Consider the following 26,449-nt stretch of genomic DNA (forward strand, 5'->3'; position numbering starts at 1 on the left):
CAAGGAAAGAAGCCACACTATGCGACGCAGTCTGTCGATTCTGCGCTGGCAGTTGGTCTGCACAAGCTGCATGGTCAGCGTCGCGATGATCGTGGCTCTGCTCAAGCCATCGGCGTTCGGCCACCCGCTCTTCCTGCTCGGCTTGGCCGTGACGGTGCTCGCGGCCATCGGCGCTCTGCTCGTGCCGTGGTCGCGGGTGTCGAAGGGCGCCACGATGGTCCTCCCCTTCGTCGACATCCTCGCGATCGGCTTCGCATCGTCCGTGCAGGACATGAGGGTCGGCTTCCTCTGGGTGATCCCGGTGGCGTGGCTTGCCACCTACTACTCCGCATCAGCCGTGGCCGGTGCTGTGGCTTTCGTCAGCGGATGCCTGATCCTCTTCGCCGGCTTCCAGGGCACTGCGTCAGACACGGCCGTACGCGTGGTGATCACCGTTCTCGCGCTCAGCTTCCTCGGCACGAGCATTCAGATCGGAGCCCGGCGAAGCCGGGCCACTCGGCGTCTGCTGCGACGGCAGTCTGAGCAGATCAATCGCGCCGCAGAACGCGCCGCGGGTCATCAGCGTCGCGTGACGGACATCATCGATGCGCTCGACACCGCTCTAGTCGTCGTCTCGAGCGACGGCGACATCCTGAAGATGAACGAGGCGTATCGCACGCTCTACGGCAGAGACCGCTACGGAGCAGAGCTTCCTGCTCAGGCTGTCGAGTACGACGACCATCGAGGCGAACCGCTGCGGCGCGGGAACACCGTGCTCGCCCGCGCTGCGCGCGGGGAACAGCTGTGCGCGGAGCGGGTCTGGCTGTACGACACCGCAGGCCGCTGGCGTGCACTGAACGCGACTACCCAACGCACCGCTCGCCTCGATGATGGTGCGGAGAACACCCTGCTCATTCTCGACGACATCACCGAGCAGCTCGAGGCCAGCGAAGAGAGGCGCAGAATGGTCGCCATCGTCTCTCATGAGCTTCGCAATCCCCTCACCGCTCTCATCGGCCACGTGGAGCTGCTCCTCGACCGCGATGATCTTCCTGCTCGCGTGCACCAGCAGCTCGAGGTGATGGCGCACGCCGGCGAACGGATGCAGCGTCTGGCGAAGATGGCTCTCGACACGGGGCGCGCGGCTTTCATCGAACCCGAACCGGTTGACCTGCGCGTGCTGGCGGATGCCGCCGTCGAGCTCTTCCTGCCCACCGCAGCGGGCAAGGGCCTGACCCTGTCGGTGGTGGGGCTCGAGACCCTGATGACGTCCGGTGACGCCTTCCGATTGCGGCAAGCGATCGACAACGTGCTCAGCAACGCCGTGAAGTACACGCCGCGAGGCGGAAGCGTCATCCTCCGTCTGGGGATCTCTCGGGATGAGCGGGCGCAGGTGACGATCTCGGACACTGGTCGCGGCATCGCACCCGAGGATCTGGAACGCCTGTTCGAGCCCTATTTCCGGGCACCGGATGCCGTGCACAGCGGGATCTCCGGCACTGGTCTCGGCATGGGGATCGTCCGCGCGATCGTCGATGAGCATCATGGCGAGGTGACCGTCACCAGTCGCCCCGGCGAGGGCACCCACGTCGAGATGCGATTCCCCGACGGTGCGCAGATCCACAGCGCGGTTCCTCTGTTGACCGCACCCCGAAGCGAGATCTCGATTTAGGAGCAGCTGATGAACGAGAACGCTCAGGTGATCGCCGGGCTGCATGCCGGTCTGCCGCAGGCGCTCGTGGCAGTGGTCACGATCTGCGCGGCGGCCGTCATCGGCCTTGTCGTGCTTCACCGTCCCGATCGCGCCGCGATCACGTGGGCCGCCGCATTCGGGTTGGGCCTGGTGGGTACCTACGCGTGGGTGACTGCTGTCGAACTCGAGCTGCCGGCGATGCGCGCGCTGGCTTCGGGCTTGATGCTGTGCGCCGAGCCGCTGATATGGCTGGGCGTGCGCTTATATGCCGGTCGTCGATCCTCATGGCAGGCAGCGGTCATGTTCGTCGCCCTCGTGCCGATCACGCTCGCCCTGACTGCCGAGAGCGAGGTGTTCGCCGTGTTCTTCCGCATCTGCTTCGCGGGTGCGGGGGTCTTCGCTGGTCTGATCGCCTTCGAGCTGCTGCGGCTGAAGAACGTCCCCCGCGACATCCTGCTGCCGCTCATGCTCGCTTCCGGCGGGTTCGCCATCACAGCTGCCCTGAACGTGCTCTGGACTCTCTCGACCCCGCAACTCAGCGGCGAGGATCAGATCGCGGTGCTGCGGGACTTCAACGTGATCGGCACGCTGATCACGAGCGTCGCAGCGACGCTGACCATCCTGCTGCTTGCCCGGGTTCAACCGCCGAACAGCGCGAGTACGTCCGCCAACCCCGACGCGGTGATCCGCGGGAGGGTGGAGCGCGTGCGCGCGCACCAGGAGGCAGCGTGGTCGTTGCTCGACGTGCGACTCGACGGCCTCGTGGATCTGCGGGAATCGACCGCTTCGTCGGACTTCGCTCTGATAGTGAAGCGGTTCACGGGAAGGGTTGTCGCGGCACTTCCTCCTTCTGCCGACGTCGCGCCGATCGACGACGGTCGTCTGCTCGCGCTGGTGCCCGGCAGTGAGGAGGCGGTCACGCACCACCTGCGCAACCTGCTTGGGCGGGTGTCATCCACGGACGAGCGGCTTGATCCGAGCGCCATCAGGACCTCCGCCAGCGTCGGATGGGCGACCGTGCTGGAGGCGAGATTCGATTACGACACTCTCGTCGAACTCGCCGATGAACGGGCACAACGCGCCGTCGGGCTCGGTGGAGACCGGTGGGAGAGAAACGGGCGGGTCACGGCCGACGCAGACGACGCGACTAATCTGAGAGGGTGATCCTCGCCGTCGACACCTCGCTCGGAACGACCGTCGCCGTCGTCGACGCCGACGGGCGCACCGTCGCCGAGGTCAGCACCCCCGATCCGCTCGGCCACGCCGAGGTGATCGGCGATCTGCTCGCGCAGGTGGCGCGTCCCGGGATCACGCATGTCGTTGCAGGCATGGGGCCGGGACCGTTCACCGGGCTGCGCATCGGGATCGCTGCGGCACGCGCTTTCGCGCTCGGTCGCGGCATCCCGCTCATCCCGATTCCCAGCCACTTGGCCATCGCTCTCGATGCGAGTGCCGAAGGGCCGTTCGCGGTCGTCACCGACGCCCGCCGTCGCGAGATCGCGGTGAGCGTCTTCGACGGGGTGGATGCCGACGGCATCCCGAGCCTGATCCGCCCGACCCGTCTCGAGAAGCGCGGCGTCGAGCTCGACGAGCAGACGCACGAGACGACCGAGCTGTCGGCTGCGGCGCTCGCCCGTGTGGGGGCTGCAGCCATCACCGCCGGGCGCGTTCTGGCGGACCCCGAGCCGCTCTACCTCCGCTCGCCCGACGTGGTGCAGCCGGGCGCGCCGAAGCGGGTGAGCGTATGACCCTGCGCATCGCGACCCTCGACGACCTCGCCGCGATCATGGATCTCGAGCAGCGAGGCTTCCCCACCGACGCGTGGAGCGAGCAGACGATGGGCACCGAGATCTGCAGCCTGCACAACGTCTACCTCGTCGACATCGAGGGCGAGCGCGTCGTCGGCTACGGCGGGGTGCGCGCCCTGCAGGGGTCGGCCGATTCCGACATCCAGACCATCGCGCTCGACCCCTCGGTTCGCGGCCAGGGGAGGGGTCGGGCGCTGCTGCGCGCGCTGATCGCGACGGCCGTCGAGCGCGGCGCGCGCGAGCTGTTCCTCGATGTGCGCGACGACAACGCCGTCGCACGGGCGCTGTACGCCTCGGAGGGCTTCGTCGAGCTGGGCCGGCGGCCCGGGTACTACCAGCCGGGCGACGTGGATGCGGTGGTGATGCGCCTCGACCTGCGGTCGTGGGCGGATGCCGCCTCACCGGAAACGCAGGAGAACGTGCGAAACGCAGGAGCGGATGCGGCAACTGCTCCTGCGATCCGGGAGAAGTCCGGCATTCCGGATGCCCAGGATGCCGCGAACGCGGATGCCGTGGACGCGGATGCCGCGAAGGAGGCGAGCGCATGACCGGCCCTCTGGTGCTCGGGATCGAGACGAGCTGCGACGAGACCGGCATCGGCATCGTGCGCGGACGGCAGCTGCTGTCGAACACGATCGCGTCGAGCATGGACGAGCACGCCCGGTACGGCGGCGTCGTGCCCGAGGTCGCCGCACGCGCGCACCTCGAGGCGCTGCAGCCGTCGATCGAGCGGGCCCTGGCCGAAGCAGACGTGACGCTCGACGAGCTCGACGCGATCGCCGTGACCAGCGGCCCCGGCCTCGCCGGCGCCCTCATGGTCGGCGTCGGGGCAGCAAAGGGCCTGGCCGTCTCGCTCGGCAAGCCCCTGTACGCGGTGAACCACCTCGTGGGGCACATCGCCGCCGACATCCTCACCTCCGACGACCGCGCGACCGCGCCGCTGGAGTATCCGACGATCGCCCTGCTCGTCTCGGGCGGGCACACCTCGCTGCTGCACGTGCGCGATCTCACGACCGACGTCGAGCTGCTCGGCGAGACCGTCGACGACGCGGCAGGCGAGGCCTTCGACAAGGTCGCCCGGCTGCTCGGTCTGCCGTACCCCGGTGGACCGCAGATCGATAAGGTCGCGGCCGACGGCGACCCCAAGGCGATCCGCTTCCCGCGGGGGCTGTCGAAGGCATCCGACATGGCGAAGCACCGCTACGACTTCTCGTTCTCGGGCCTGAAGACAGCTGTCGCGCGCTGGGTCGAGCGGGCCCAATCCCTTCGGCAGGCTCAGGGACCCAATGCGACGGCACTACCGGTGGCGGACGTCGCCGCGAGCTTCCGCGAGGCGGTCATCGACGTGCTCGTCACCAAGGCGCTCGCCGCCTGCGCAGACCGCGGCGTGCCCCGTCTGCTGCTCGGCGGGGGCGTGATCGCCAACCGGCGGCTGCGTGAAGTGGCCCTCGAGCGGGCGGCGGCCGCGGGCGTGGCCGTGCGCATCCCGCCGCTGTCGCTGTGCACCGACAACGGGGCCATGATCGCGGGCCTCGCCGCCGAGCTCATCGCGAGCGGCCGCGGGCCGTCGACCCTCGCCTTCGGCGCCGACTCGACGCTGCCGGTGACCGAGATTCAGGTGAGCCCGGCATGAGCGACCCGCGCATCGAGCAGCCCACCCCCGAGGTCGAGAAGCCCAGCGGCGATGCCGCTGTGCCCGGTGCGTCGAAGGGATACGGCAAGCTGCCGACGGCGCCGGTGCCCGTCGAGCGCACCGCGGCCGCGCATCCGGATGCCGACACGGCGGCGACTCCGGAGTGGGAGCCGTCGACGGGGACGACACCCGTCGACGACGCGCGTCTCGCGCCCTGGGCGCTGGTAGCGGCGATCGTCGCCCTCGCGACCTCGATGTTCGTGGGCTGGGGCATCCCCGTCGCGGTCATCGCGGTGATCGCGGCGATGATGTCGCTGCGGCGTCCGATCGAGAACCGGTCGGTGGCGATCTGGGCGCTGGTGCTCGGATTGTGTGCCACGCTGTTCAGCGCGGGATGGCTGCTGTGGGCCGCCATGCAGTTCGAGAATCTGGGGTGATGGATGCTGAACCAGGCGGAGAGCTCACGACGACGTGAGCTGCAGCGCCGGGCGTTCGCCGCGGGCGGGGGAGCGAGTGAGGCCGAGCTCGCCGAGCTGCGGGAACTGGATGCCCGTGCCGCCGCCGATGCGGTGATCGCGCCGCCTCCACCGGCGGAGGACGAGACCTCGGCGAGACCGGTGCCATCCCATCACGATGCTGCCCCCGAGCCGCTTCCCGTTGCGCCGTCCGCGTCCGCGGCGGCGCCCTCGGAGGCGGAGTCGGACTCGTCGTCCCCGACAGGCGAGGTGTCGCGGGCGCGTCGGCGCCCTGGCATCCCGATGCTCGTCCTCTCGACGCTGATCGCGCTTCTGCTCGGGTTCGGCGGCGGCTGGATGCTGCTCAACCGCGACAGCACTCCATCCATGACCGCCGCCCAGGCGAAGGCCATGGCCGAGATCGAGAAAGCCGCGCGCTTCGACCCCGGCTCGGTTGTCTACCTCGGCGAGAAGTACGACGCGTCGGTGTGGCGCGCGACCTCGGAGGATGGTGAAAAAATCTGCCTGGCGATTCACGTCGGCGACCGCAATCAGCATCAGTGCGTGCCCCCGCCGGACGACGAGATCGCCTTCGCCCAACCGGTCGGCGTCTCGGCGAGTCACTCCGAAGACGATGGCGAGTGGACGTACTGGGCGACGCTGGTGAACGACATCACCGGCCGCGAGGCACTGGTCATCATGCGCCAGAGCATGGCCGACTATGGCTGGGAGTCGCAGTACACCGACGAGGAGCTGCGGCAGATCCGGATGCTCGAAGCCGAGGGCGTCGCCCCGAACTATCTGCAGGTCATCGGCTACGACGGCAGCGTCCCGATCTTCATCTCGCAGGACGCGCGCACCTGCATCTACGTCGTGGATCCTGCGACCGATGCCGTCGTGCAGTCCTGCGACCCGGCGGAAGACGGCCTCTACCTCCTCCAGGTGCAGGACGCGAGGTACGAGGTGCGCGAGACGAGCACCCGCGGGCCGATCCTGACGATCGTGCGAGACGGCGGGTGACGGATGCCTGTGGCGGCGGGCTGATCAGACCCGGTCGGCGAGGATCGCCACGCGGCCCGACGCCGTCCGGGTGAGAATCAGCGTCGCCGCCTTCGAGCCCTTCAGGCTCAGCTTCTTGCGGAACACGGCGGGATCGATGTCCATGCCGCGCTTCTTGATCTCGAGGCGCCCGATGTCGTGCGCGCGCAGCGCCTGACTGATCGTCTTCACGTGCGCCGGCATGGTCTCGCGCACGCGGAACGACTGCACGAACGGGGAGGTGAGCGCCGCGTCGCCGGTGAGGTAAGCGATCTGCTCGTCGACCATCCCCGCATCGAGCATCCGGGCCACCTCGCCGATCAGCCGGGCGCGGATCACCGCGCCATCCGGCTCGTGCAGGTAGGTGCCGAGTTCGCGCACCGGTTCGTCGTCGGCGTCGGCCGCCGCGGTGATCTCGTGCGTCTCACCGGCCTGCAGCACCAGGGCAGCGCGGCGGATGCCAGGACGCGCGAGCTCACCGCTCCACAGCACGAGCTCGACGACGCTTCCGTCGGCGCTGACCCACTGCGCCTCCACGTCGTTCGGAATGAGGTCGCGGTCGAGGCCGGGGCCGAGCTTGATGCCGGTGGGGTGCCGGCGCGCGACCTCGACGCACCAGTCGAGCGACGGCGACCAGTCGGCGGCGGAGGTCCGGGTCGTCTCACTGTGCCCGGCTGTTCGCCGAGCCGGGTCGAGCCAGACCGCGCCTTCTGGAGGGAGGCTGTCCTCGGCGACCCCCTGGCGCACGGTCGCATCAGGGAACGGCGCCAGGTTGTATGCGGCGATCGCGGAGGTCACCTCATCGGCATCCACCGCCTCGACCGAGAGCCCTGCCCCCGCGAAGGCGAGACTGTCGCCGCCGATGCCGCAGCCGAGGTCGCTGACGCGGGTGATGCCGGCGCGGCGCAGCCGCACGGCGTGCATGGTCGCGACGTTCAGGCGCGTCGCCTGCTCGAGGCCGGCCCGGGTGAACAGCATCCGATCGCCGAACTCGCCGAACTTCGCCCGCGCCTTCACGCGCAGGCGAGCCTGGCCGACGACTGCCGAGACGAGGTCGGGGGAGTGACCGGCCACGCGCAGCCGCGACACGGCTCGTGCGACGTCCGCAGCCGACTCGACGGCCCCGACCTGGTCGAGCAGCGCGAGGCCCTCACGCGTGAGCAGCGCGGTCAGCTCAGACATCTCCACAGGAAGAGCCTACGGGGCGGGGCATGCGTTTCGACTCGCTTCGCTCGCTCAACGACCGGGAGCGTCCGCGGGGCGGTGCGTAGTGCGTTTCGACTCGCTTCGCTCGCTCAACGACCGGGAGCGTCCGCGGGGCGGTGCGTGCGTTTCGACTCGCTTCGCTCGCTCAACGACCGGGGGGCAGATGACCGAGAGGCTGGCACTCGCATTGCATGAGTGCCAGCGCTCGGCATAGACTGGAGTTAGCACCCTCACCTCGAGAGTGCTAATGATCTTCTGAACTCAGTCACGAAAGAAGAGGTACACCGTGTCGGTTTCCATCAAGCCGCTCGAGGACCGCATCGTCATCCAGCAGGTCGAGGCAGAGCAGACCACCGCAAGCGGTCTGGTCATCCCCGACACCGCCAAGGAGAAGCCCCAGGAGGGCCAGGTCGTGGCAGTGGGCCCCGGCCGCATCGACGACAACGGCAACCGCGTTCCGCTCGACGTCGCCGTGGGCGACCGCGTGCTCTACAGCAAGTACGGCGGCACCGAGGTCAAGTTCGGCGCCGACGAGTACCTCGTGCTCTCGGCCCGCGACGTGCTCGCGGTCGTCGTCCGCTGACGCGGTTCGACACCAGCTCCCAGAGGGTCCGGATGCATGGCATCCGGGCCCTCTGTCGTACCCCCGAGTCGCCCAACCCCTATCGATCCCCGCATCGGCCCCGCGGATGCCCCCGCCGGGCCCCCACAGCCCTCGGGCCGGCCCCCGATGCCGTGAATGTGCCTGAGTCTCACACTCGTATCAGACGCCACCTGGCACATTCACGATGAAGGGGTAATCGATCATGGCTCTCGACGGCAACGCCAACTCTTCCGGAGCCCAGTGGAACCTGGGCATCGCCAACTCCGGAAACACCGACGACAACTCGGACAACTCCGACAACTCGGTCAGCGACAGCAGTGACAGCTCCGACAACTCGGTCACGGACAACTCCGACAACTCGGTCACGGACAACTCGACGACCGACAACAGCGACAACTCGGTGAACGACAACTCGGACAACAGCGACAACTCGGACAACAGCGACAATTCGGACAACAGCGACAACTCCGACAACAGCGACAATTCGGACAACTCCGACAACTCGGTGAACGACAACTCGGACAACAGTGACAACTCGGTGGCCGACAACTCCGACAACAGCGACAACTCCGACAACTCGACCAACGACTCGTACAACGACAACTCCGACAACTCCGACCACTCGTGGCGGGACAACTCGGATCACTCGGTGACCGACTCGTACAACACGCTCTACGACAACTCCGTCACCTCGGGCGTGCGGCAGTTCAACTCGGGGTTCGGCGACGTCAGCATCGGCGCGGGCGGCGGTGGCATGGGCGCCATGGCCGGCGCGGGATCGCTCAGCATCGACGGACGGACCACGCTCAACGACCAGTCGGTCAACCAGAGCATCTCCTCCGGCGGCGACGTCGGCCAGCACTTCGGGCAGAGCAGCAACATCGCATCCGGAGACGGCTCGGCCGCAGCCGGCGGCGACGCGACGGTCATGAACGTCGACACCGACATCAGCATGGGCGATGTCTGGACGGGCAACACCTGGAACACCGCCTCGTTCAACGAGGACTACTCGCAGGACTGGTCGTTCACCGACTCGTTCAACGACAACTCCGACAACAGCGATAACAGCGACAACTCCGACAACTCCGACAACAGCGACAACTCGGACAACTCCGACAACTCGGTGACGGACAACTCGCAGGACTGGTCCTTCACTGACTCGTTCAACGACGAGTCGATGGTGGACAACTCCACCAGCTGGACGGTCGACGACTCCTACCAGGACAACTCGACCAACACGTCCGACTTCGACATGACGGTGAACGACTCCAATCTCGGCAGCCCCTTCGGGGACGCGTCCGACGTCGCCCTCTGACGCATCGAGCGGCGCACGACCTGCCTGGCCGCCCTCTGGTGGGCGGCCAGGCACACCACTAGGCTCCTGAGCACTCGAGGGGAGTGAGAGCCATGTCTGACGAACCGGATGCCACACCGTTGGACGACGCGCCCTGGGGAGATGCGGGTCTTCTCGATCCGTTCGGCGCCGACGCCTTCACTCAGGAGATCGCGAACATCTCGGAATCCGATTGGGACCTGGACGCCGACGAGATCTGGGGAGGTCTCGCCGGCGGTCTGGATGGCGGGGGAGACCTCCCCGGGCCCGAGCTGTTCGCCTGATCCGCATCGGACGCGACGGAAGGGGACGCACGTGCCGGGAGAGCATCCAGCTGGGGAGGCGAAGATCGTCGACGTCATTCACGACGTCGGCGATCTCGCCGCGTCCGCGGGGAGGAAGGATCTCGCCGCTCGACTCGCGAGCACGAAGCACCGCCTGGAGGATCCTGCGGTGCGCGTGATCGTCGTCGGCGAGTTCAAACAGGGCAAGAGCAAGCTCATCAATGCGCTCGTCAACGCTCCCGCCTGTCCGGTCGACGATGACGTCGCCACGAGCGTGCCCACCACCGTCGGCTACGCCGAGCAGCCCTCGGCGTGGGTGATCGAGCGACCCGCAGGCGCCGCAGCCGAGCCGCAGCGGCGACAGATACCCCTCGAAGATCTCGCGCAGTACGTCTCCGAGCGCGGCAATCCAGGCAACGAGCGCGGCATCCTCTCCGCCGAGGTGCTGCTTCCGCGGGAGATCCTGCGCGGCGGGCTCACACTGGTCGATTCGCCAGGCGTGGGCGGGCTCGAGTCGTCGAACTCGCTCGCCACCCTCGCCGCGCTCTCATCCGCGCATGCCGTGCTGCTCGTCTCGGACGCCTCACAGGAGTACACCGAACCCGAGGTGCAGTTCCTTCGCCACGCGATGCGCATCTCGCCCAACGTCGCCGCGGTCCTGGCCAAGACCGACCTGTACCCGGAATGGCGACGCATCGAGGAGATCGACCGCGCACACCTCAGCGGCGGTGACGACATCCCGATCTTCTCCGTGTCCAGCGACCTGCGGCTGCTCGCCGCTGAACTGCAGGATCGCGCGCTGAACGACGAATCGGGCTTCCCCGCCCTGGTCGCGCATCTGCGACGCGAAGTGCTCGGCAGGGCCGAGACCATCCACGAGCGCGGCGCTGTGCACGATCTCGTCTCCGTGGTCGATCAGTTGGAGATGTCGCTGCGGGCCGAGCTGAACGCCCTGCTGAACCCCGAGGACACGCCCAGGATGATCGCGGAACTCGAGGTCGCGAAGGCGAAGGCGGACGACTTCCGCGGGCGCTCCGCACGATGGCAGGTGCTGCTCACCGACGGCATCGCGGACCTCGTCGCCGACATGGAGCACGATGTGCGCGATCGACTGCGCAAGGTGCAGAGGGAGGCCGAGCGCGCGATCGACGAGGGCGATCCAGGGCCGATCTGGGATCAGATCCGCGAATGGCTCGACCAGCGCGTCACCGCCGCCGTGTCGGAGACGTTCGTCTGGACCGACGAGCGCTCCCGCTGGCTCTCGGAGGAGGTGGCCGAGCTCTTCAGCCAGGATCAGGACGACATCCCCGTCAGCGATGTCTCCGACATCCGCGGCGTGCTCGACCCCGTCGAGGAGATCGCCGGACTCGAAGCGGGTCAGCTCAGTGCCGGCGAGAAGATCTACATCGGCGTGCGCGGCTCCTACGGAGGCGTGCTGATGGTGGGGCTCGTCACCGGGCTCGTCGGCATGGCCCTGATCAACCCGCTCTCGCTTCTCGCCGGGGTGCTCGTCGGCCGCCGGGCATACCGCGAGGACATGGGCAACCGGCTCAGCCGCCGCCAGCAGGAGGCGAAGATCATCGTCAGGCGCTACATCGACGAGGTCACGTTCCAGGTGGGCAAGCAGCTCAAGGACCGTCTGCGTCTGGTGCAGCGCACCGCGCGCGACCACTTCGGCGCGCTCGCGGAGGAGCTGCACAGCTCACTGTCGGATGCTCTGCAGCGGGCCCGTCAGGCGGCATCCGGGTTCACCACCACCCGGGACCAGCGCGTTCTGCTGCTGAAGAAGCGTCTCGGCGAGCTCGAGCGTGCGCGCCGGAGCATCCCGGCGCTTCCGCCGGCTCCGGTCGCGATCGGCCAGTCGCCTCGCGCAGCCGCCAGCACGATGCCGGCGGCGCATCAGCCGATCACCCGGTTCGCACCCGCCAGGCGGGCGGCCGTCGGCGAGAAGGCGGGGGAGTGATGCCCGCCGGGGTCATCGCAGACACGGAGGAGCTGCTGCGCACCACGCGGTCGGTGTACGTCGGCGACCGCGATGCGGTCGCGCTCGTGGACCAGCTGGAAGCGCGGCTGCACGAGCCGCTGCGCCTCGCCATCGCCGGGATGGTGAAGGCGGGCAAGTCGACTCTGCTCAACGCGATGCTGGGGGAGCGGATCGCCGCGACGGACACCGCCGAATGCACCCGCGTCGTGACCTGGTACCGCTACTCGCCCACGCCGCGAGTCACCATGCATCTGCGCGACGGGACCACCGCGCGTATGCCGGTCCGGCGGGAGCGCGGGCTGCTGGCCTTCGACCTGGGCGGACGCACCGCGGAGGAGATCGAGTGGATCGACGTGGGCTGGCCGCTCGAGGGGCTCTCGTCGCTCATCCTCATCGACACGCCGGGCATCTCGTCACTCTCCACCGACACGTCGGCGCGCACCGCGCGCTTCCTCACCCCCGAGGACGCGCCGTCGGCTGCGGATGCCGTCGTGTACCTCATGCGTCACCTGCACGGCTCGGATGTGCGATTCCTCGAGGCGTTCCGCGACACCGCCGCGGGAGCCGGAGCGAGCGTGTGCGCGTTGGCGGTGCTGTCGCGATCGGACGAGGTCGGCTCCGGCCGCATCGACTCCCTGCTCTCGGCCCGCCGGGTCGCACGGCGCTACGAGCGCGACGGCGCCCTCGGCGCGCTCGCTCTGGGAGTCGTGCCCGTCGCGGGTCTGCTCGCCGAGGGGGCGCGCACCCTGCGCGAGAGCGAGTACATCGCGCTGCGCGAACTCGCCGGCCTCGAACGGGCGAAGCGCGAGAGCCTGCTCGTCTCCGCCGACAGATTCGTCCGCGAGAGCACGGCCACCGGACTCAGCGTGTCGGTTCGCGAGGAGCTGCTGAGCAGGTTCGGCATCTTCGGCGTCCGCCTCGCGACGGCGGTCATCCGGGGCGGCGTGTCCAGTTCGTCGGAGCTGTCGGATGCCCTGATCCAGCAGAGCGGGCTCATCGAGCTGCAGGAGTTCGTGCAGCGGCACTTCCGACCTCGCGCGGATGTGCTCAAGGCGCGCAGCGTCGTGCTGCAGCTGCAGGCACTGATCCGCCGTGCGCCGAAGCCGGGATGCGAGGCCGTCCTCGCCGGGATCGAGCGCTTCCGGGCATCCGCCCACACGCTGCGCGAACTCGCGCTGCTCGCCGAGGCCAGGGCGGACGGCCTGCCGCTGCCGGAGCCGCAGGCGCGAGAGGCCGAGCTCATCCTCGGCGCCGCGGGCGTCACGGCATCCGCTCGCCTGGGCCTTCCCGAGGGCGCGACGCCGGAGGAGATCTCCCGACGCGTGCACACGCAGATCGACCAGTGGCGCCGGCTGTGTGCCGACCCGACCGCGGATCGGGCCAGGCGCGACGTGGTGAACGCCGTGCTGCGCAGCCTCGCCGCGGTCGCCTCAGAGACCGTCGCGACCAGAGCCCTCCGGCCCGCGTCGCACGTCGATCCGCCGCGCCGACCAGGCGATCCCGCGGGGCAGGATGCTGCACAGCAGAGCGAGGAGAACGAGGGCGGCCTGCGCCGCAAGAAGCGGCTGCAATGGTTCTCCCTGGGCGCCCAGCGCCACCCACTCGGGTGAGAGCACGACGAGAAGCGCGAGCAGGGCGAAGGTGAGCAGCTGCCACCAGCGCACATTCGGGCGCCGGCCCATGAACGACACCAGCAGAGTGATCTGCAGAAGCAGCAACCCGACCAGCGCGCCGAACACCACCCAGAACACGATGTCGGCAGCCGTCTCGTAGGTCTGCTCGCTGCGGCCTGTCGTCACCGTCTTCGCCGACTCGGTGATGAGGGGCAGCAGATCCTTGCGGATCACGAAGAGGTACACCGCCGTGAACCCGCCGAGGGCGAAGCTGGCGATCCACAGGAACTGGCTGAACCGGATCGAGAACGGCGGGGTCGCCTTCACCATCACCGGCGCCGCATTGGGGTTCGTCAGCGGCGGACGAGCGGGCAGCTCCCGCGAGCGGTACGGCGCGAACGCTCCGCCTGCGGCATCCCGTGTCCGGGGCACCGCAGGCGGATCCGCTCGCCGGGCCGCGTCAGTCATCCTCGACCGGGATGTCGACAGGCTGGTCGTCGAGCGCTGCGCTCGCCGAGTCGGAGTCGTACGCGTCTGCTGCACCGGCGGTCATGTCGCTCTCCAGCAGATCGGCGGGTTCGGGGACGTCGGCCGGAGGAGGCGCGGGCTGGGCCGCCGCGACCGGGGCGGTCTCGGCTCCGGCCTGCACGGCCGTGTCGACCGCCGCCCCCACTGCAGCGACCGCCGCCTCAGGAGCGTCGGAGTCGGCGTCGCCTGCGGAGGAGTCGGGCTGCGAGGCGCCGTCTGCCGCGTCGCCGGGTGCGCCCGGTGCGCCGGCGGTGTCGTCGTCATCGGAGGGGTCGGTGCCGGTCTGGTTGAAGCTCCCGTCGTTGGTCTCGTTCCCGACCGACACATCGCCCACCGTCACATCGACATCCGAGTCCACGACGGTGGCGTCGCCGCCTGCGGCGACGGCGTTGTCGCCGGAGGCGATGACGGCCTCCTGATCGAACACCTGCGTGACGTCGCCGCCCTCGGTCCAGATGTTCTGGTTGACCGACTGGTCGAGGATCGTCGAGCGCGCGTCGATGTGAGTCGTGTACTGCTGGATCATCCGGACGATCTCGCGCACGGCCCCGTCACCGGAGGCCCCGGCGGGGTCGGCGGGCGGCGGAGGCGGCGGACTCGACTGATTGATGACGTGCGGATGGTCGACGATGACCGGCCTGACCGCCGCGACGTCGGCCATGCACACGTCCTCGAGCCCGTTCCGCGCCAGCGCGGCTTCCGGCGAGGACACGAAGCCCTCCGCCGCGTCCGGATCGCGCAGCAGGCTCAGGATGAATGCGATGAGCGCATCCGCGATGGTCTCCACTGGCGATGTCATCTGAAGCCCCTTTCGACTTCGGCCGGGTCAGGCGTCACCGCGCCCCTGCAGCCAAGACCCCCGAGCAGTCGGGAACGATCGGTGAATCGCATGCTATGCGCGGAGGCACCCGCGCGGCATCGGGGGTTTGCCCGATGCCCGGATGGGGGATCACGGGGGTTGTGTCGTCTGCCCCGCGCCCACGTCGTTGTCCCCGAGCAGAAGGCGCAGCCGGGCGAGCATCTCCGAGCGTGAAGCGGCGCCGATGCGCCGCCGGATGTGCGCGATGTGGTGCTCGGCGGTGCGTGGCGAGATGAAGATCGAGGCGCCGATCTCGGCATACGTCTTGCCCTGAAGAACGAGCCGCGCGACCTCGATCTCCCGGTCGCTGAGCACCTCTTCTGCGGCGGTGCGATCGACGGCGTCCGCGTCGCCGCCCGCCGTCGGCTCGGGACGCCTTGTGCCGTCGGTGGGGTGCAGCTCTCGAGCACAGGCGAGCAGCTGGGCGGCGACTCTGCGGTCGGCCGTCCGGGCAGCGCCGTGGCCGGCGAGTCGCGCGGCGTCCCACATCAGCCCGACGGCGGCCAGCTCCTCGGCTGCCGTCGTGACGGCTTCCGCGGCCACGGATCCGGCGAGCACGTCGGTCCAGACGCGGCCGGCTTTGGCCATCCCCGCCGCCACTCGACTGTGCACCGCCGCGGCCACGAGGGCCTTCGCGTGCGGCGTCAGCCGATCGGGTCGACTGAGCAGGATGCCCTGCTGGATGACCGCCCAGCGCAGGTGCGCCGCCCACAGCGGCGGACTGCCCAGTCTCTCGACCATCTGCAGCGCGGCGCGCACCTGCGGCTCGACGCGGTCGGCGTCGCCGGCTCTGGTGCCCGCGGTGATCAGCTCTGCGAGCGGATGAAGCAGGTAGAGGTCGATATCGGTGCGAAGCAGCACAGCCCGTGCGCGCTGCCAGGCGGCATCCTGACCTGACGCGTCCTCGTATCTGCGCGCGATGGCGACGCGCACGGCCTGCAGCATGAACTCATCGCGGGTTGGGAGCCTCGCGGTGCCGGTCGCCTCGACACGCCGCAGCAGCTCGCGAGCCTCGGCCGGATGCGCGCGCTGCACCGCGACCCAGGCGCTCCACAGCAGCAGGCGCCTTCGCGCCCAGGGGCCACCGTGATCGCCGTCGATGGCGTCTTCGAGAACGGACTGCGCCGTGACCAGCCGGCCGAGGTTCAGCGCCACGACCGTCGCGACCACTGCCGGCAGCTCGCACAGGGCGTCGCTGCGCCTGGTTCTGGTGTACATCTCCGCCGCACGAATCAGATCCGCGAGGGCCGACTCCGTCGCATCCGGCCCTGTCGTGGCCTGCAGACCGCTGCGCAGCAGCGCACTCGACACGCCGATCGCTGTGGGCAGTGCGTGCGGCACCGTCGGGACGGGAGAGCCGTCTTCGCCGACACCGAGCGCGGCGACGGCCGCGTTCGCGCGCGTCACCTCGTCGGTCGGCGGAACCACCTGATGCACGCGATGCGCCTCGCGCATCATGGCGCGCGCCGCCCACGTGGCCGCCGCAACCGCGCTGACCTCCGCCGGCACGTCCTCCGGTGCGGAGGAGATCGCGTCCTCGACCGCGATCGCCGCCGCATCGAGGTCGCCGCTCGACCAGGCCGCACCCGCGCGCCGCGCCGACAGGGCGTGCTCCGGGGCACCGCACCGCACCGCGGCGTCGTAGAGCGCGGACGCCTGTCGAGGATCCTCCCGCAGCATCCGATCGGCGGTCGAGATGAGAACATCCGCCACTCGCGAGTCGCGCAGAGCGGGCAGCCCTGCGGGGTCGCGAAGAGACTCCGGGTGGCTGACGCACAGGTCGATCAGGCGTCGCGCCGGAAGCGCCTGCCGCACCGCGGCGCGCACAAGCGGGGCGGCCTCGCCGCTGCGCACCAGCAGCCCGTGCGCGTACCCCTGCAGCGCCCAGTCGTCGGGGTCGCCGTCTTCGGTGCAGATGGCACCGGGGGCGGCGATGCACACCTCCTCGATCTTCCGCCGCAGACCGTCGTCGATGGTGTCGAGGCGGTGGATGATCAGCTCGGCCACCGAGGCGTCGAGACTCTCATGATCGCGATCGTGTGCGCAGTCCCGGGAGTCGTGGTGCTGCACGGCGGCGGCGGCAAGCCAGGCCACGCCCCGAGTGGTCCGAACGATGTGCTCGATGCAGAACTCGGGCAGCCGCTGTCCCCGGGCATCGAGATGGTCGAGGATGTCGGCCCGGGTGACATGCCCGAGCACGATCGCCGGCGCGTGCTGCTCCAGCCGCGCGGTGATGGCACGCAGGGCGGGCCGCGCTGGCCACGGGCGGCGCGCGACGATGAGCGAAGCCTCCGGGTCCTGCGCACGCTCGCCGAGATGCTGCAGCTGCATGTCCGAGAGCAGGTGGGCGTCGTCGACGAGCAGGATGTGCTGCGCGGGGACGTCGGCGACCGCTGCTGCGCTCTCGTGCAGCACCCGGACCTCGCGGGCCTGGCCGGTGAAGAGCTCGTACAGCTGCTGCAGGCCGCTCGATTTGCCGGCTCCGGCCGTTCCGATCAGCGCCGCTCGCGGGATGCGGCGACCGATCGCGCCGCGAGCCGCGCCCATCTGGCGCTCCCAGCTGAGGGGCGACGCGCTCGGGTCGTGCTCGTCGAGGGCTGCAGCGGGCTGGATCATGATCGGGTGCCGGTCTCGGATCAGAGGGCCGCGACCTCGGCTGACGGATGGGATGCCGTGTGCGGCGACTGCACAAGCGAGGCGTCCGCACTCGCCTGCTCGGAGGCGGAGGCGGGAGCCGCTGTCGTCTCCGGTGCGGGTCCCGGTGCGGGTTCCGGTGCCGGCTCCGGCGCTGGTTCCGGCGCGGGCGTCGGCGTGGGTTCCGGCTCCGGCGTCGGCGTTGGTTCCGGTTCCGGTTGCGGGGTCGGCTCCGCTGCGGGCGGTTCCTCCTCGGGCTGCGCGGGCGGCGTCTCGGTGGATGTCGACGGCGGGGTCGGGTCGGTGCGCGGTGCGGGTGCGGCGCCCGACGCGATCGGCCGGGTCGAGCCGTCGAGCGAGCCGGACGGCGGCCGCTCGACCCTCGCCCCGCCGCTGCGTGGCGTCGGAGTCGTCGGGAGCTCGTCGTCGATATCGGCATCCGAGGATCTGCCCGGATGGGAAGGAGCCCTCTCCTCGTCGGCACCGTCGTGGTCGTCGCCGAGGCTCGTGGCGTCCGCCACGGAGAATCCGGATGCCGGTCGCAGTACCGACAGTGCTCCGCTGCCCGCCGTCTCGTCGGCGGTGGCGCCGTCGGCGCTGTCCGCCCCGCCGCCGAGCGGCGTCGTCGCGGCGAAGACCATCCCGGCGGCGATGATCACCGCGCCGGCGGCCAGGGTGGCCGCCGCGCCATAGGGGATGTGCACGCGCACCGGTCGGCGTGGCGCAGCCGGCAGTGCCGAGGCGAGGTCCGGGAGGGGTGCGGCGGACGCCCGCTCCGCCTGCAGACTGCCCCACGACCGGAGCGCGGCGACCATCGCCGCGGCGAGCGCCGGGTCGTCCGGGACGGTGAGGGGCACGTCCAGCCGCGCCGACAGCATCTCCGCCACGAGGGGCACTCGCGCGGAGCCGCCGACCAGGATCACCTCGTCGAGCTCAGCGGCCGTGAGCCGCTCGCTCTCCAGCGCCTGCTCGACCACTTCCACCGTGCGCGCGATGGGCGCGGCCGCCATGGACTCGAGCTCGGCCCGGGTGATGCGCACCGAGGCGCCACGTCCGCCCAGCGACACCGGCACCGATACGTCGGAGCGGTGCGAGAGTCGCTCCTTCGCGTCGATCACCGCGCGCCGCGCGGCCAGGAGCTCGGCGCGCGTGGCGTCGACCCCGGCGGCTCCCGGAAGCATCCCGAGCACGTGCGTCAGCAGCGCGGCGTCGATCTCGACCCCGCCGATTTCGGCGGTCTGCGGCTCACCGAGCATCCGGCCGCCACGCAGCAGCGTCGCCTCGAAGCGCGCGCCGCCGAGGTCGTAGACGCAGACGGTGTGCGACCGCGACCCGGCGGTGGCATGCTGCTGCGCCACCGTCGGAGCTGCGGGGAACAGGGTCACCTCGAGGTCGAGCTCGCGCAGGCTGGCGCGCACGGCATCGGCCCGGTGACCGCACCACGACGTCGGATGCACGAGCGCGATCGCATCCGGACGCCTGCCCTGCTCGTCCGCAACGGTGCCGATGATCCACAGCACCATCCGTGCCAGCAGCTCGTCCGCGCTGACGGAGAAGCCGCTCACCACGAGGGGCACCTCGTCGCCGATCCAGCGCGTGAAGCCGTACACGACGCGCTCGGGCTGATCGCACCCGCGCCGCTCGGCTTCGGTGCCGAAGATCGCATCGCCGTCCTCGGTGATGAAGGCGAGCAGCGGTATGTCGGCCCGCTCGCCTTCCACCGCGAGTGGTGCCGCCTGCAATCCTTCGAGCGCAGCGGCGCTGGCCATGACCGTTCTCACCGTGGTCGTGCCTACGTCGAGCGCGAGTACGAACTCGCCCATCAGTCCCGCCGATTTCCCCAGCATCCATCCCTTGGATGCCGCTCACCATACGCCGATCCGTCACCGAGCGAAAGGGCGATCTACTCGGATGGGCAGAGCGAGATCGGAACCCGCCCGACCGCCGCGCGGCGACGGCAGCCATGGCGCGGAATAGGGTTCTCAGGTGACCCCTGAACTCCCCGCTCGCTCCGCCGGAGCGCGAACTGCACGCGGCGGGATCGCCGACACGATCGGCGCCTACCTGATCTGGGGAGTGCTTCCGCTGTACTTCCTGGCACTCGCTCCCACCGGCGCCTGGGAGGTCGTCGCCTGGCGGGTGCTGCTCTCCTTCGTGTTCTGCTGCATCCTGCTGACCGTCATGCGCGGGTGGCCGGCCCTCATCGCCATCGTCCGCCAGCCACGGCTGCTGTGGTGGACGGCGCTGGCCGGAGTGCTCATCTACGTCAACTGGCAGACGTTCCTCATCGGCACGCTCACCGGCCACGTCATCGAGACCAGCCTGGGCTACTTCATCAACCCGATCTTCACGGTGCTGCTGGGCGTGTTCGTGCTGCGCGAGCGCGTGCGCCGGATGCAGTGGATCGCGATCGGCGTCGCAGCGCTCGCCGTCGTCGTGATCGTCGTCGCCTACGGGGCATTCCCGTGGATCGCCCTGACCCTCACCGCATCCTTCGGCATCTACGGGCTCGTGAAGAAGCAGATCGGCGCGGCGGTGGATGCTGTCAGCGGACTCACGCTCGAGTCGTTCTGGCTCATCCCGATCGCGGCGGTGACGCTCATCATCGTCGCGCAGACCGACGGCATCACGTTCGGCCAGGTCTCGCCGCTGCACACCGTGCTCGTCGCGGGTGCCGGCATCGCCACCGCGGTGCCGCTGCTGCTGTTCGCGGCGGGCACCCGGCGGATCGACCTGAGCCTGGTCGGGATGCTGCAGTTCATCACCCCGGTCATGCAGTTCCTCGTCGGCTGGGCGCTGCTCGGCGAGCCCATGCCGCTCGAGCGCTGGATCGGCTTCATCATCGTCTGGATCGCGATCGCCGTGTTCGTCGCCGACCTGCTGCTGCACAGCCGTCGCACGCGCGCGGCCGCACCCGTCGATCTCGTCTGAGCGGGTGCCGCCACGCCCGCGGTGATCGTTAGGCGACCGAGACAGAAGGCGCGCATGCGAACCAATAGGGTGAGATCACCCGAAGTGGATTTCCACGTTCAGTTACGCAAGGGAGCAACATGAACGCAATGAAGGGCTCGCGTCCCGCGAGGATCTTCGCGGCGGCTGCGATGGTCAGCGCCTCCGCACTCATCATCGCCGGCTGCAGCAGCACGCCCGCCGACAAGTCGAGCGACAAGCCTGCGGGCGAGAAGCCGGCCGCGGCGGACCTCACCCTGAAGCTCGGATCGCTGCTGCCCGTCTCCGGCCAGCTCGCGTTCCTCGGTGCGCCGATGGAAGCCGGTGTCGCACTGGCCGTCTCGCAGATCAACGACGCCGACGCCGGTGTGACGGTCGAGCTCACCAACGCCGACGAGGGCGACCTCGACAACAAGGCGTACGAGACGTCGATCACCAAGCTGCAGAGCGCCGGCATCACCGCCATGATCGGTGCGGCGTCCTCCTCGGTGTCGAAGCTCATCCTCGACAGCAACGTCGGCGCGGGCATCGTGACCGTCTCGCCGTCGAACACGTCGGCCGACTTCACGGGTCTCAGCCCGATGTACTTCCGCACGGCGCCCAGCGACAACCTGCAGGGCGAGGTGCTCGGCAACCAGATCGCTGAGGACGGCAACACGACTCTCGGCATCATCTACCAGAACGACCCGTACGGCACGGGCCTGGCAGAGGCCATCAAGGACACCTTCGAGTCCGCCGGTGGCAAGGTCGTCGCCGAGGCTTCGTACAACCAGGGTGACGGGCAGTACAACGCGCAGGTGCAGACCATCTCGGCCGCCAAGCCCGACGCTGTCGCCATCGTCTCGTACGAGCAGTTCAAGACGATCGCCCCGCTGCTCGGCAACGCCGGTGTCGACACCGGCAAGCTGTACATGGTCGACGGAAACCTCTCGAACTACGGCAAGGACAACCTGCCGATCCAGCTCGAGGGCTCCAAGGGCACGCGTGCCGGCGCCGAGCTTCCCGAGGACTTCCTCGAGCAGCTGAACGAGGTCTGGACCAAGGCCGGCAACGACGAGATCAACGACGTCACCTACTCGGCTGAGGCCTACGACGCGACGATCCTCGTCGCGCTGGCCGCGCTCGAGGCTCGCTCGGTCGAGGGCGAGGACATCGCCTCGAAGATGCGCGAGGTCTCCGGCGGGGAGGGCGACGGCGAGAAGTGCACCTCGTTCGAGGAGTGCGCGAAGATCATCAACGACGGCGGGACCGCCGACTATGAGGGCCTGTCCGGCTCGGTCACGTTCGACGAGAACAACGACCCCAAGGGCGCGGCCATCGGCGTCTACGAGTACGGCGCAGACAACAACAACGCCCGCATCAAGTAAGCAGCGGGCAGAAGGGCTCCGGATGCACGGCATCCGGAGCCCTTCTTCATGCCCGCCTGCCCGCCTGCCCCGCCATGCCCCGCGCCCCGCCGTGCCCAGCCCACGGCCATCGCCGACACCCCCACTTCACGCCGAGACCCCCAGCTGCGAACGTCCGCAGCTGGGGGTCTCGGCGCCAACTAGGGGTGTCGGCGGAAGAGGGAGGGGTCAGGCGGCGTCCTGGCCCAGGGTGCCCAGGTACAGGCCGATCACCTTCGGATCGTTCAGCAGGTCCCGGCCGGTGCCCTCGTAGGCATCCCGGCCCTGATCCAGGACGTAGCCGCGGTCGCAGATCTGCAGGCAGCGCCGTGCGTTCTGCTCGACCATGATGGTGGTCACGCCCGCCTTGTTGATGTCGGAGACGCGGATGAACGCATCGTCCTGGCGCACGGGGGAGAGGCCCGCGGAGGGCTCGTCGAGCAGCAGAACCTGCGGGTCCATCATCAGCGCGCGCGACATCGCGACCATCTGGCGCTCACCGCCGGACAGCGAGCCCGCGCGCTGGTTCAGACGCTTGCCCAGCTCGGCGAAGATCCCGGTGACGAACTCGAGGCGCTCGGCGTAGATCTTCGGGTTCTGGTAGAGGCCCATCTGCAGGTTCTCGGCGATCGTCAGCGACGGGAACACGTTGTTGGTCTGCGGCACGAAGCCCACGCCCTTCGCGACCAGCTTGTCGGCCTTGAGCCCGACGATGCTGGAGCCCCTCACGGTGATGTCTCCGTCGCGCACCTGCACCATGCCGAAGATGGCTTTCAGCAGAGTCGACTTGCCGGCGCCGTTCGGGCCGATGATGCCGATCAGCTCGCCTTTGCGGGCGACGAGGTTGGCGCCGTTGAGGATGTTCACACCGGGCAGATAGCCGGCATGCACGTTCTTCAGCTCGACGACGATGTCAGAAGCATCCATCACTTCTTCTCCTCTTCCTCTTCGGCTTCGAGCTCGGCTTCCGCCTCGGCTTCGATCTTCTCCCGGATGCGCGTCGCCGCGAGGTCGGCGTCGCTGCCCTCCGGAATCACGATGCGCCCGGTGACGGCACCGAGATCCACGTCCTGGTGCGCACCGAGATAGGCATCCACGACGGCCGGGTCCTCCATCACCGTCTCCGGCGGCCCCTCGGCCACCACTCGGCCCTCCGCCATGACGACGACCCAGTCGGCGATGTGACGGACCATGTGCATGTCGTGCTCGACGAAGAGCACGGTCATGCCGCGGTCCTTCAGCCCGAGGATGTGGTCGAGCAGCGACTGCGTCAGGGCGGGATTCACGCCGGCCATCGGCTCATCGAGCATCACCAGCTGCGGGTCGCTCATGAGCGCACGCGCCATCTCGAGCAGCTTGCGCTGCCCGCCCGACAGGGCGGCTGCGAAGTCCTGCTCCTTGGCATCCAGCTTGAAGAGCGTCAGCAGCTCGCGAGCCTTCTGCTCGATCTCCGCCTCCTTCTTGCGCCAGATGCCGGGAAAGAGGCTCTGCCAGAACTTCTCACCGGGCTGGTCGGACGATCCGAGCTTCATGTTCTCGAGCACGGTCAGCAGCGACAGCGCCTTGGTGAGCTGGAATGTGCGGACCTGGCCCATGCGTGCGACCTTGAACGACGGGATGCCCGCGAGGTTCTTCCCGTCGTACTGCCACGTGCCGGTGTTCGGGCGATCGAACCCGCAGAGCAGGTTGAACAGGGTCGTCTTGCCGGCGCCGTTCGGGCCGATCAGCGCGGTGATCGCGCCGCGAGGGATCTCGAGGTGCTCCACGTTGACGGCGGTCAGGCCGCCGAAGCGCCGCTCCACGCCGTCGACGACGAGGATCGGGTGGACTTTCGCCACTCCGGGCACAGCCGCGCCCTTCGCGAGTCCGGTCGCCTTCTGGCGGCCGCCCGTCGGAGCTGCCGGTGACACCGGCTGGTTCTCACTTGACAAAGGTCATCTCCCTCTTGTCTCCGAGGATGCCCTGCGGGCGGTAGATCACGATGAGCATGAGCGCCACGCCCGCGAGGATCCAGCGGACGATCTCAGCCTGCGCCGACGTCATCGGCAGGTAGCCGGCGGTGGCCATCTGCGGCAGCAGGTTGCCGAGGAACGCGAACAGCACCCAGAACAGAACGGCGCCGAGCGTGGGTCCGAAGACCGTCGCCGCGCCACCGAGCAGCAGCACCGTCCACAGGAAGAACGTCAGCGACGTCGAGTAGCTGCCCGGCACCACGGCCGAGGGCAGCACGAACACGATGCCTCCGGCCGCGCCGATCACACCGCCCACGACGAGGGCCTGCATCTTGTAGGCGAAGACGTTCTTGCCGAGCGAGCGCACGGCATCCTCGTCCTCGCGGATGCCCTTGAGAACGCGGCCCCACGGGCTGCGCATCAGGGCCCAGACCAGCAGGATCGACACCGCCAGCAGGATGAGGCCGAACACGATGTTCCACAGCTCCGTGGCGTTGTAGGTCCACGGGCCGAAGCCGTAGGTGCCCTCGGGGATCGGGTTCGCCGCACGGAATCCCGCGTGGTACCCGCTGCGGCCGCCTGCGGCGCCTGTCACATCCTCGAACAGCCGGGTGAGGAACAGCAGCCGGACGACCTCTGCGGTCGCGATGGTCGCGATCGCGAGGTAGTCCGCCCGCAGACGCAGGGTCGGGATGCCGAGCAGCAGCGCGAACACGGCGCCGCCGGCGAGTCCGATGAGCATGCCGAGCCACCAGGGTGCACCGAACGTGAGCACCGGGATCGCGTAGCCGTATGCGCCGACGGCCATGAAGGCCGCCATGCCGAAGTTGAGCAGGCCGGCGTAGCCGAAGTGCACGGCGAGTCCCGTCGCGGCCAGCGCGTAGGCGATGGTGACCGGGCTGAACAGGTATGCGGCGGTGTTGCCGAAGATCGATCCGAAGTCCATGCGTCAGCCCAGCCTTTCCTTGCGGCCGAACAGACCCTGCGGCCTGACCAGCAGGATCACGACCAGCGCGACGAGCGCGGTGGCGTACTTGAGGTCGGAGGGAACGCCCAGCAGCGTCGAGACCTCGACCGCGATCCCGACGATCAGCGAGCCGATCAGGGCGCCGATCGCCGAGCCCAGGCCGCCGAGCGTGATCGCGGTGAAGATCAGCAGCAGCATCTGCATGCCCATGTCCCACTTCACGCCGGGGCGGAAGTACGCCCACAGGATGCCCGAGAGCGCGGCGAGCGAGCCCGAGACGATCCAGACGATCCGCACGACCCGGTCGACGTCGATGCCGGACGCTGCGGCCAGCTGCGGGTTGTCGGAGATGGCGCGGGTGGCCTTGCCGATCCGGGTGCGGGTGAGGAAGTAGGCCATGCCGAGGATGGCGGCGAGGCTGATGGCCATGCCGATCAGGTCGATGTACGACAGCGAGATCGGGCCGAACTGCATCGGAGCGGGGCTGGCGCCGGGAAGCTGCCTGGTGTCGCCGCCGATCATGAACTGCAGCACGTACCGCAGCGCGAGCGAGAGGCCGATGCTGACGATCAGCAGCTGCACGATCCCGAGGCCTCGGCGACGCAGTGGGCGCCAGATCCCGGCATCCATCGCCCAGCCGAGCGCACCGCCGCCGATGACGGCGGCGATGATGCCCGCCCACAGCGGCAGGTTCCAGAACGAGGTGAACAGCACCACGACGACTCCGCCCCAGGTGACCATCTCGCCGTGCGCGAAGTTCGACAGCCGAGTGGTGCCGTAGATCAGCGCCGCGCCCATCGAGGCGAGTCCGAGCAGCAGACCGAAGTTGAGGCCGCCTACCGTGCGCGAGATGAGCTGGTCGAGGAACGAGACCGTCACCCGCTCGCCCTGTCCGAGGAAGAGGTTGATGATCTTCGTGCCCGTCAGCCCGAACTCCGCCTCGAACGAGCCGCTCGTGCCATCGACGGCCTCCACGCCCTCAGGCAGCTGCGACGCGTCGACGATCACTCCCTTCGGCAGAGTGTCCTCATCGACCGCGAGGGTGTACTTCGACTTCTCGGGGACGTACAGCTTCCACTTGCCGTCGGCGCCGGTCTCCGTCGAGCCCTTGAAGCCCTTGCCATCGACCGACACCTTCACGCCCTCGATCGGCTCGCCCTTGTAGGTGACGTTGCCAGCGAAGTAGAAGTCGGTGACCTCCTGGCCGTCCGGGGTCGTCTCGGCGTGCGCGGCACCGGCCGGCGCACCGAAGACGAGGAAGGCGGCCAGCAGAGTCGCGAGCAACGCGATCACGCCGTTCCGGGGGCGCCGAAGCGCCACAGTTCTGAGTCCCACGCATCCTCCACATCGAGTGCCTCGAGCGACTTCGGGTCGTCGCTCGGCTCTGGGCGTCGCACTGAGCGTATCTGGTCGTGGACGCCGATCGCACCATCCGTGTCCGGATCGGGATGCCGGGTGTGTCTCGCCCGCCGTTCTCGGCGTTCTCGGAATAACAGAGGCGGCGTCGCGCTTAGAATCTATACACCGCGGGCTGTGACCCGTTCG

General features: G+C 69.2%; 22 protein-coding genes. 14 read left to right on the forward strand and 8 right to left on the reverse strand.

Translation table 11 applies throughout. The features are described from left to right. Window positions 1-19 precede the first annotated feature (19 nt). Genes ACIPV2_RS01905 through ACIPV2_RS01935 form a run of 7 tightly spaced genes read left to right on the forward strand, consistent with a single transcriptional unit; the run spans window position 20 to window position 6,588 of the window. Window positions 20-1,651: a sensor histidine kinase gene (locus ACIPV2_RS01905; RefSeq protein WP_400837722.1), complete on the forward strand. Its 1,632-nt coding sequence runs from the start codon at window positions 20-22 to the stop codon at window positions 1,649-1,651. Window positions 1,652-1,660: 9 nt separating this feature from the next. Continuing rightward, the gene (locus ACIPV2_RS01910; protein WP_400837725.1) at window positions 1,661-2,836 is read left to right on the forward strand and encodes a hypothetical protein; all 1,176 of its coding nucleotides are present in this window, start codon (window positions 1,661-1,663) and stop codon (window positions 2,834-2,836) included. After that, window positions 2,833-3,420, forward strand: coding sequence for a tRNA (adenosine(37)-N6)-threonylcarbamoyltransferase complex dimerization subunit type 1 TsaB (tsaB, locus tag ACIPV2_RS01915; protein WP_400837728.1), 588 nt, complete (start codon window positions 2,833-2,835; stop codon window positions 3,418-3,420). Before ACIPV2_RS01910 ends, tsaB begins: the two co-directional genes overlap by 4 nt. Next, window positions 3,417-4,028 carry a ribosomal protein S18-alanine N-acetyltransferase gene (rimI, locus tag ACIPV2_RS01920; protein WP_400837731.1) on the forward strand — a complete coding sequence of 204 codons (612 nt, stop codon included), beginning with the start codon at window positions 3,417-3,419 and terminating at the stop codon, window positions 4,026-4,028. The genes tsaB and rimI overlap by 4 nt, the downstream gene beginning before the upstream one ends. Then, window positions 4,025-5,113 (forward strand): tRNA (adenosine(37)-N6)-threonylcarbamoyltransferase complex transferase subunit TsaD, encoded by a 1,089-nt coding sequence (gene tsaD, locus ACIPV2_RS01925; RefSeq protein WP_400837734.1) that lies wholly within the window; start codon window positions 4,025-4,027, stop codon window positions 5,111-5,113. The genes rimI and tsaD overlap by 4 nt, the downstream gene beginning before the upstream one ends. Then, window positions 5,110-5,550 (forward strand): hypothetical protein, encoded by a 441-nt coding sequence (locus ACIPV2_RS01930; protein WP_400837737.1) that lies wholly within the window; start codon window positions 5,110-5,112, stop codon window positions 5,548-5,550. The genes tsaD and ACIPV2_RS01930 overlap by 4 nt, the downstream gene beginning before the upstream one ends. Before the next feature lie 3 nt (window positions 5,551-5,553). Further along, window positions 5,554-6,588, forward strand: coding sequence for a hypothetical protein (locus ACIPV2_RS01935; RefSeq protein ID WP_400837740.1), 1,035 nt, complete (start codon window positions 5,554-5,556; stop codon window positions 6,586-6,588). A 24-nt stretch (window positions 6,589-6,612) separates the two neighbouring features. Here the strand turns inward: ACIPV2_RS01935 and ACIPV2_RS01940 are convergent, their stop codons facing one another. Further along, window positions 6,613-7,794: an SAM-dependent methyltransferase gene (locus ACIPV2_RS01940; protein ID WP_400837743.1), complete on the reverse strand. Its 1,182-nt coding sequence runs from the start codon at window positions 7,792-7,794 to the stop codon at window positions 6,613-6,615. A gap of 304 nt (window positions 7,795-8,098) precedes the next feature. Between ACIPV2_RS01940 and groES the strand changes: the two genes are divergently transcribed. The 5 genes from groES to ACIPV2_RS01965 all read left to right on the forward strand — a co-directional run bounded on the left by groES (window position 8,099) and on the right by ACIPV2_RS01965 (window position 13,627). Beyond that, complete coding sequence (gene groES / locus ACIPV2_RS01945) at window positions 8,099-8,395, forward strand: co-chaperone GroES (RefSeq protein WP_099196502.1); 297 nt, start codon at window positions 8,099-8,101, stop codon at window positions 8,393-8,395. Window positions 8,396-8,618: 223 nt separating this feature from the next. After that, window positions 8,619-9,731 carry a hypothetical protein gene (locus tag ACIPV2_RS01950; protein ID WP_400837747.1) on the forward strand — a complete coding sequence of 371 codons (1,113 nt, stop codon included), beginning with the start codon at window positions 8,619-8,621 and terminating at the stop codon, window positions 9,729-9,731. Window positions 9,732-9,823: 92 nt separating this feature from the next. Further along, window positions 9,824-10,033 carry a hypothetical protein gene (locus ACIPV2_RS01955; RefSeq protein WP_400837750.1) on the forward strand — a complete coding sequence of 70 codons (210 nt, stop codon included), beginning with the start codon at window positions 9,824-9,826 and terminating at the stop codon, window positions 10,031-10,033. A gap of 31 nt (window positions 10,034-10,064) precedes the next feature. Further along, the gene (locus tag ACIPV2_RS01960; protein ID WP_400837753.1) at window positions 10,065-11,996 is read left to right on the forward strand and encodes a dynamin family protein; all 1,932 of its coding nucleotides are present in this window, start codon (window positions 10,065-10,067) and stop codon (window positions 11,994-11,996) included. After that, window positions 11,996-13,627, forward strand: coding sequence for a dynamin family protein (locus ACIPV2_RS01965; protein ID WP_400837756.1), 1,632 nt, complete (start codon window positions 11,996-11,998; stop codon window positions 13,625-13,627). The genes ACIPV2_RS01960 and ACIPV2_RS01965 overlap by 1 nt, the downstream gene beginning before the upstream one ends. A gap of 463 nt (window positions 13,628-14,090) precedes the next feature. On the opposite strand, the gene ACIPV2_RS01970 is transcribed toward ACIPV2_RS01965, so the two are convergent. The 3 genes from ACIPV2_RS01970 to ACIPV2_RS01980 form a co-directional block, all read right to left on the reverse strand. Continuing rightward, a complete protein-coding gene (locus ACIPV2_RS01970) occupies window positions 14,091-14,957 on the reverse strand; it encodes an IniB N-terminal domain-containing protein (RefSeq protein WP_400837759.1) in 867 nt (288 codons plus the stop codon). Window positions 14,958-15,107: 150 nt separating this feature from the next. Then, window positions 15,108-17,633, reverse strand: a complete 2,526-nt coding sequence (locus ACIPV2_RS01975) for a LuxR C-terminal-related transcriptional regulator (RefSeq protein ID WP_400837762.1) — start codon at window positions 17,631-17,633, stop codon at window positions 15,108-15,110. Window positions 17,634-17,653: 20 nt separating this feature from the next. Further along, window positions 17,654-19,474: an Hsp70 family protein gene (locus ACIPV2_RS01980; protein ID WP_400837765.1), complete on the reverse strand. Its 1,821-nt coding sequence runs from the start codon at window positions 19,472-19,474 to the stop codon at window positions 17,654-17,656. Between the two features lie 163 nt (window positions 19,475-19,637). On the opposite strand from ACIPV2_RS01980, the gene rarD reads away from it, so the two are divergent. Further along, window positions 19,638-20,582, forward strand: coding sequence for an EamA family transporter RarD (gene rarD, locus ACIPV2_RS01985; RefSeq protein ID WP_400837768.1), 945 nt, complete (start codon window positions 19,638-19,640; stop codon window positions 20,580-20,582). A gap of 119 nt (window positions 20,583-20,701) precedes the next feature. Continuing rightward, window positions 20,702-21,967 (forward strand): ABC transporter substrate-binding protein, encoded by a 1,266-nt coding sequence (locus ACIPV2_RS01990; RefSeq protein ID WP_400837771.1) that lies wholly within the window; start codon window positions 20,702-20,704, stop codon window positions 21,965-21,967. Between the two features lie 207 nt (window positions 21,968-22,174). On the opposite strand, the gene ACIPV2_RS01995 is transcribed toward ACIPV2_RS01990, so the two are convergent. Genes ACIPV2_RS01995 through ACIPV2_RS02010 form a run of 4 tightly spaced genes read right to left on the reverse strand, consistent with a single transcriptional unit; the run spans window position 22,175 to window position 26,239 of the window. Next, on the reverse strand, window positions 22,175-22,912 hold the full coding sequence (locus tag ACIPV2_RS01995) for an ABC transporter ATP-binding protein (RefSeq protein WP_101187429.1): 738 nt from the start codon (window positions 22,910-22,912) through the stop codon (window positions 22,175-22,177). After that, window positions 22,912-23,895: an ABC transporter ATP-binding protein gene (locus ACIPV2_RS02000; protein WP_400837775.1), complete on the reverse strand. Its 984-nt coding sequence runs from the start codon at window positions 23,893-23,895 to the stop codon at window positions 22,912-22,914. Before ACIPV2_RS02000 ends, ACIPV2_RS01995 begins: the two co-directional genes overlap by 1 nt. A 10-nt stretch (window positions 23,896-23,905) precedes the next feature. Continuing rightward, window positions 23,906-24,883, reverse strand: coding sequence for a branched-chain amino acid ABC transporter permease (locus tag ACIPV2_RS02005; protein WP_101187427.1), 978 nt, complete (start codon window positions 24,881-24,883; stop codon window positions 23,906-23,908). 3 nt (window positions 24,884-24,886) lie between these two features. Next, entirely contained in the window at window positions 24,887-26,239 is a 1,353-nt protein-coding gene (locus tag ACIPV2_RS02010; RefSeq protein ID WP_400837778.1) for a branched-chain amino acid ABC transporter permease, read from the reverse strand. Window positions 26,240-26,449 lie beyond the last annotated feature (210 nt).

The sequence above is a fragment of the Microbacterium sp. NPDC089987 genome, assembly GCF_044748505.1.
Classification (GTDB): domain Bacteria; phylum Actinomycetota; class Actinomycetes; order Actinomycetales; family Microbacteriaceae; genus Microbacterium.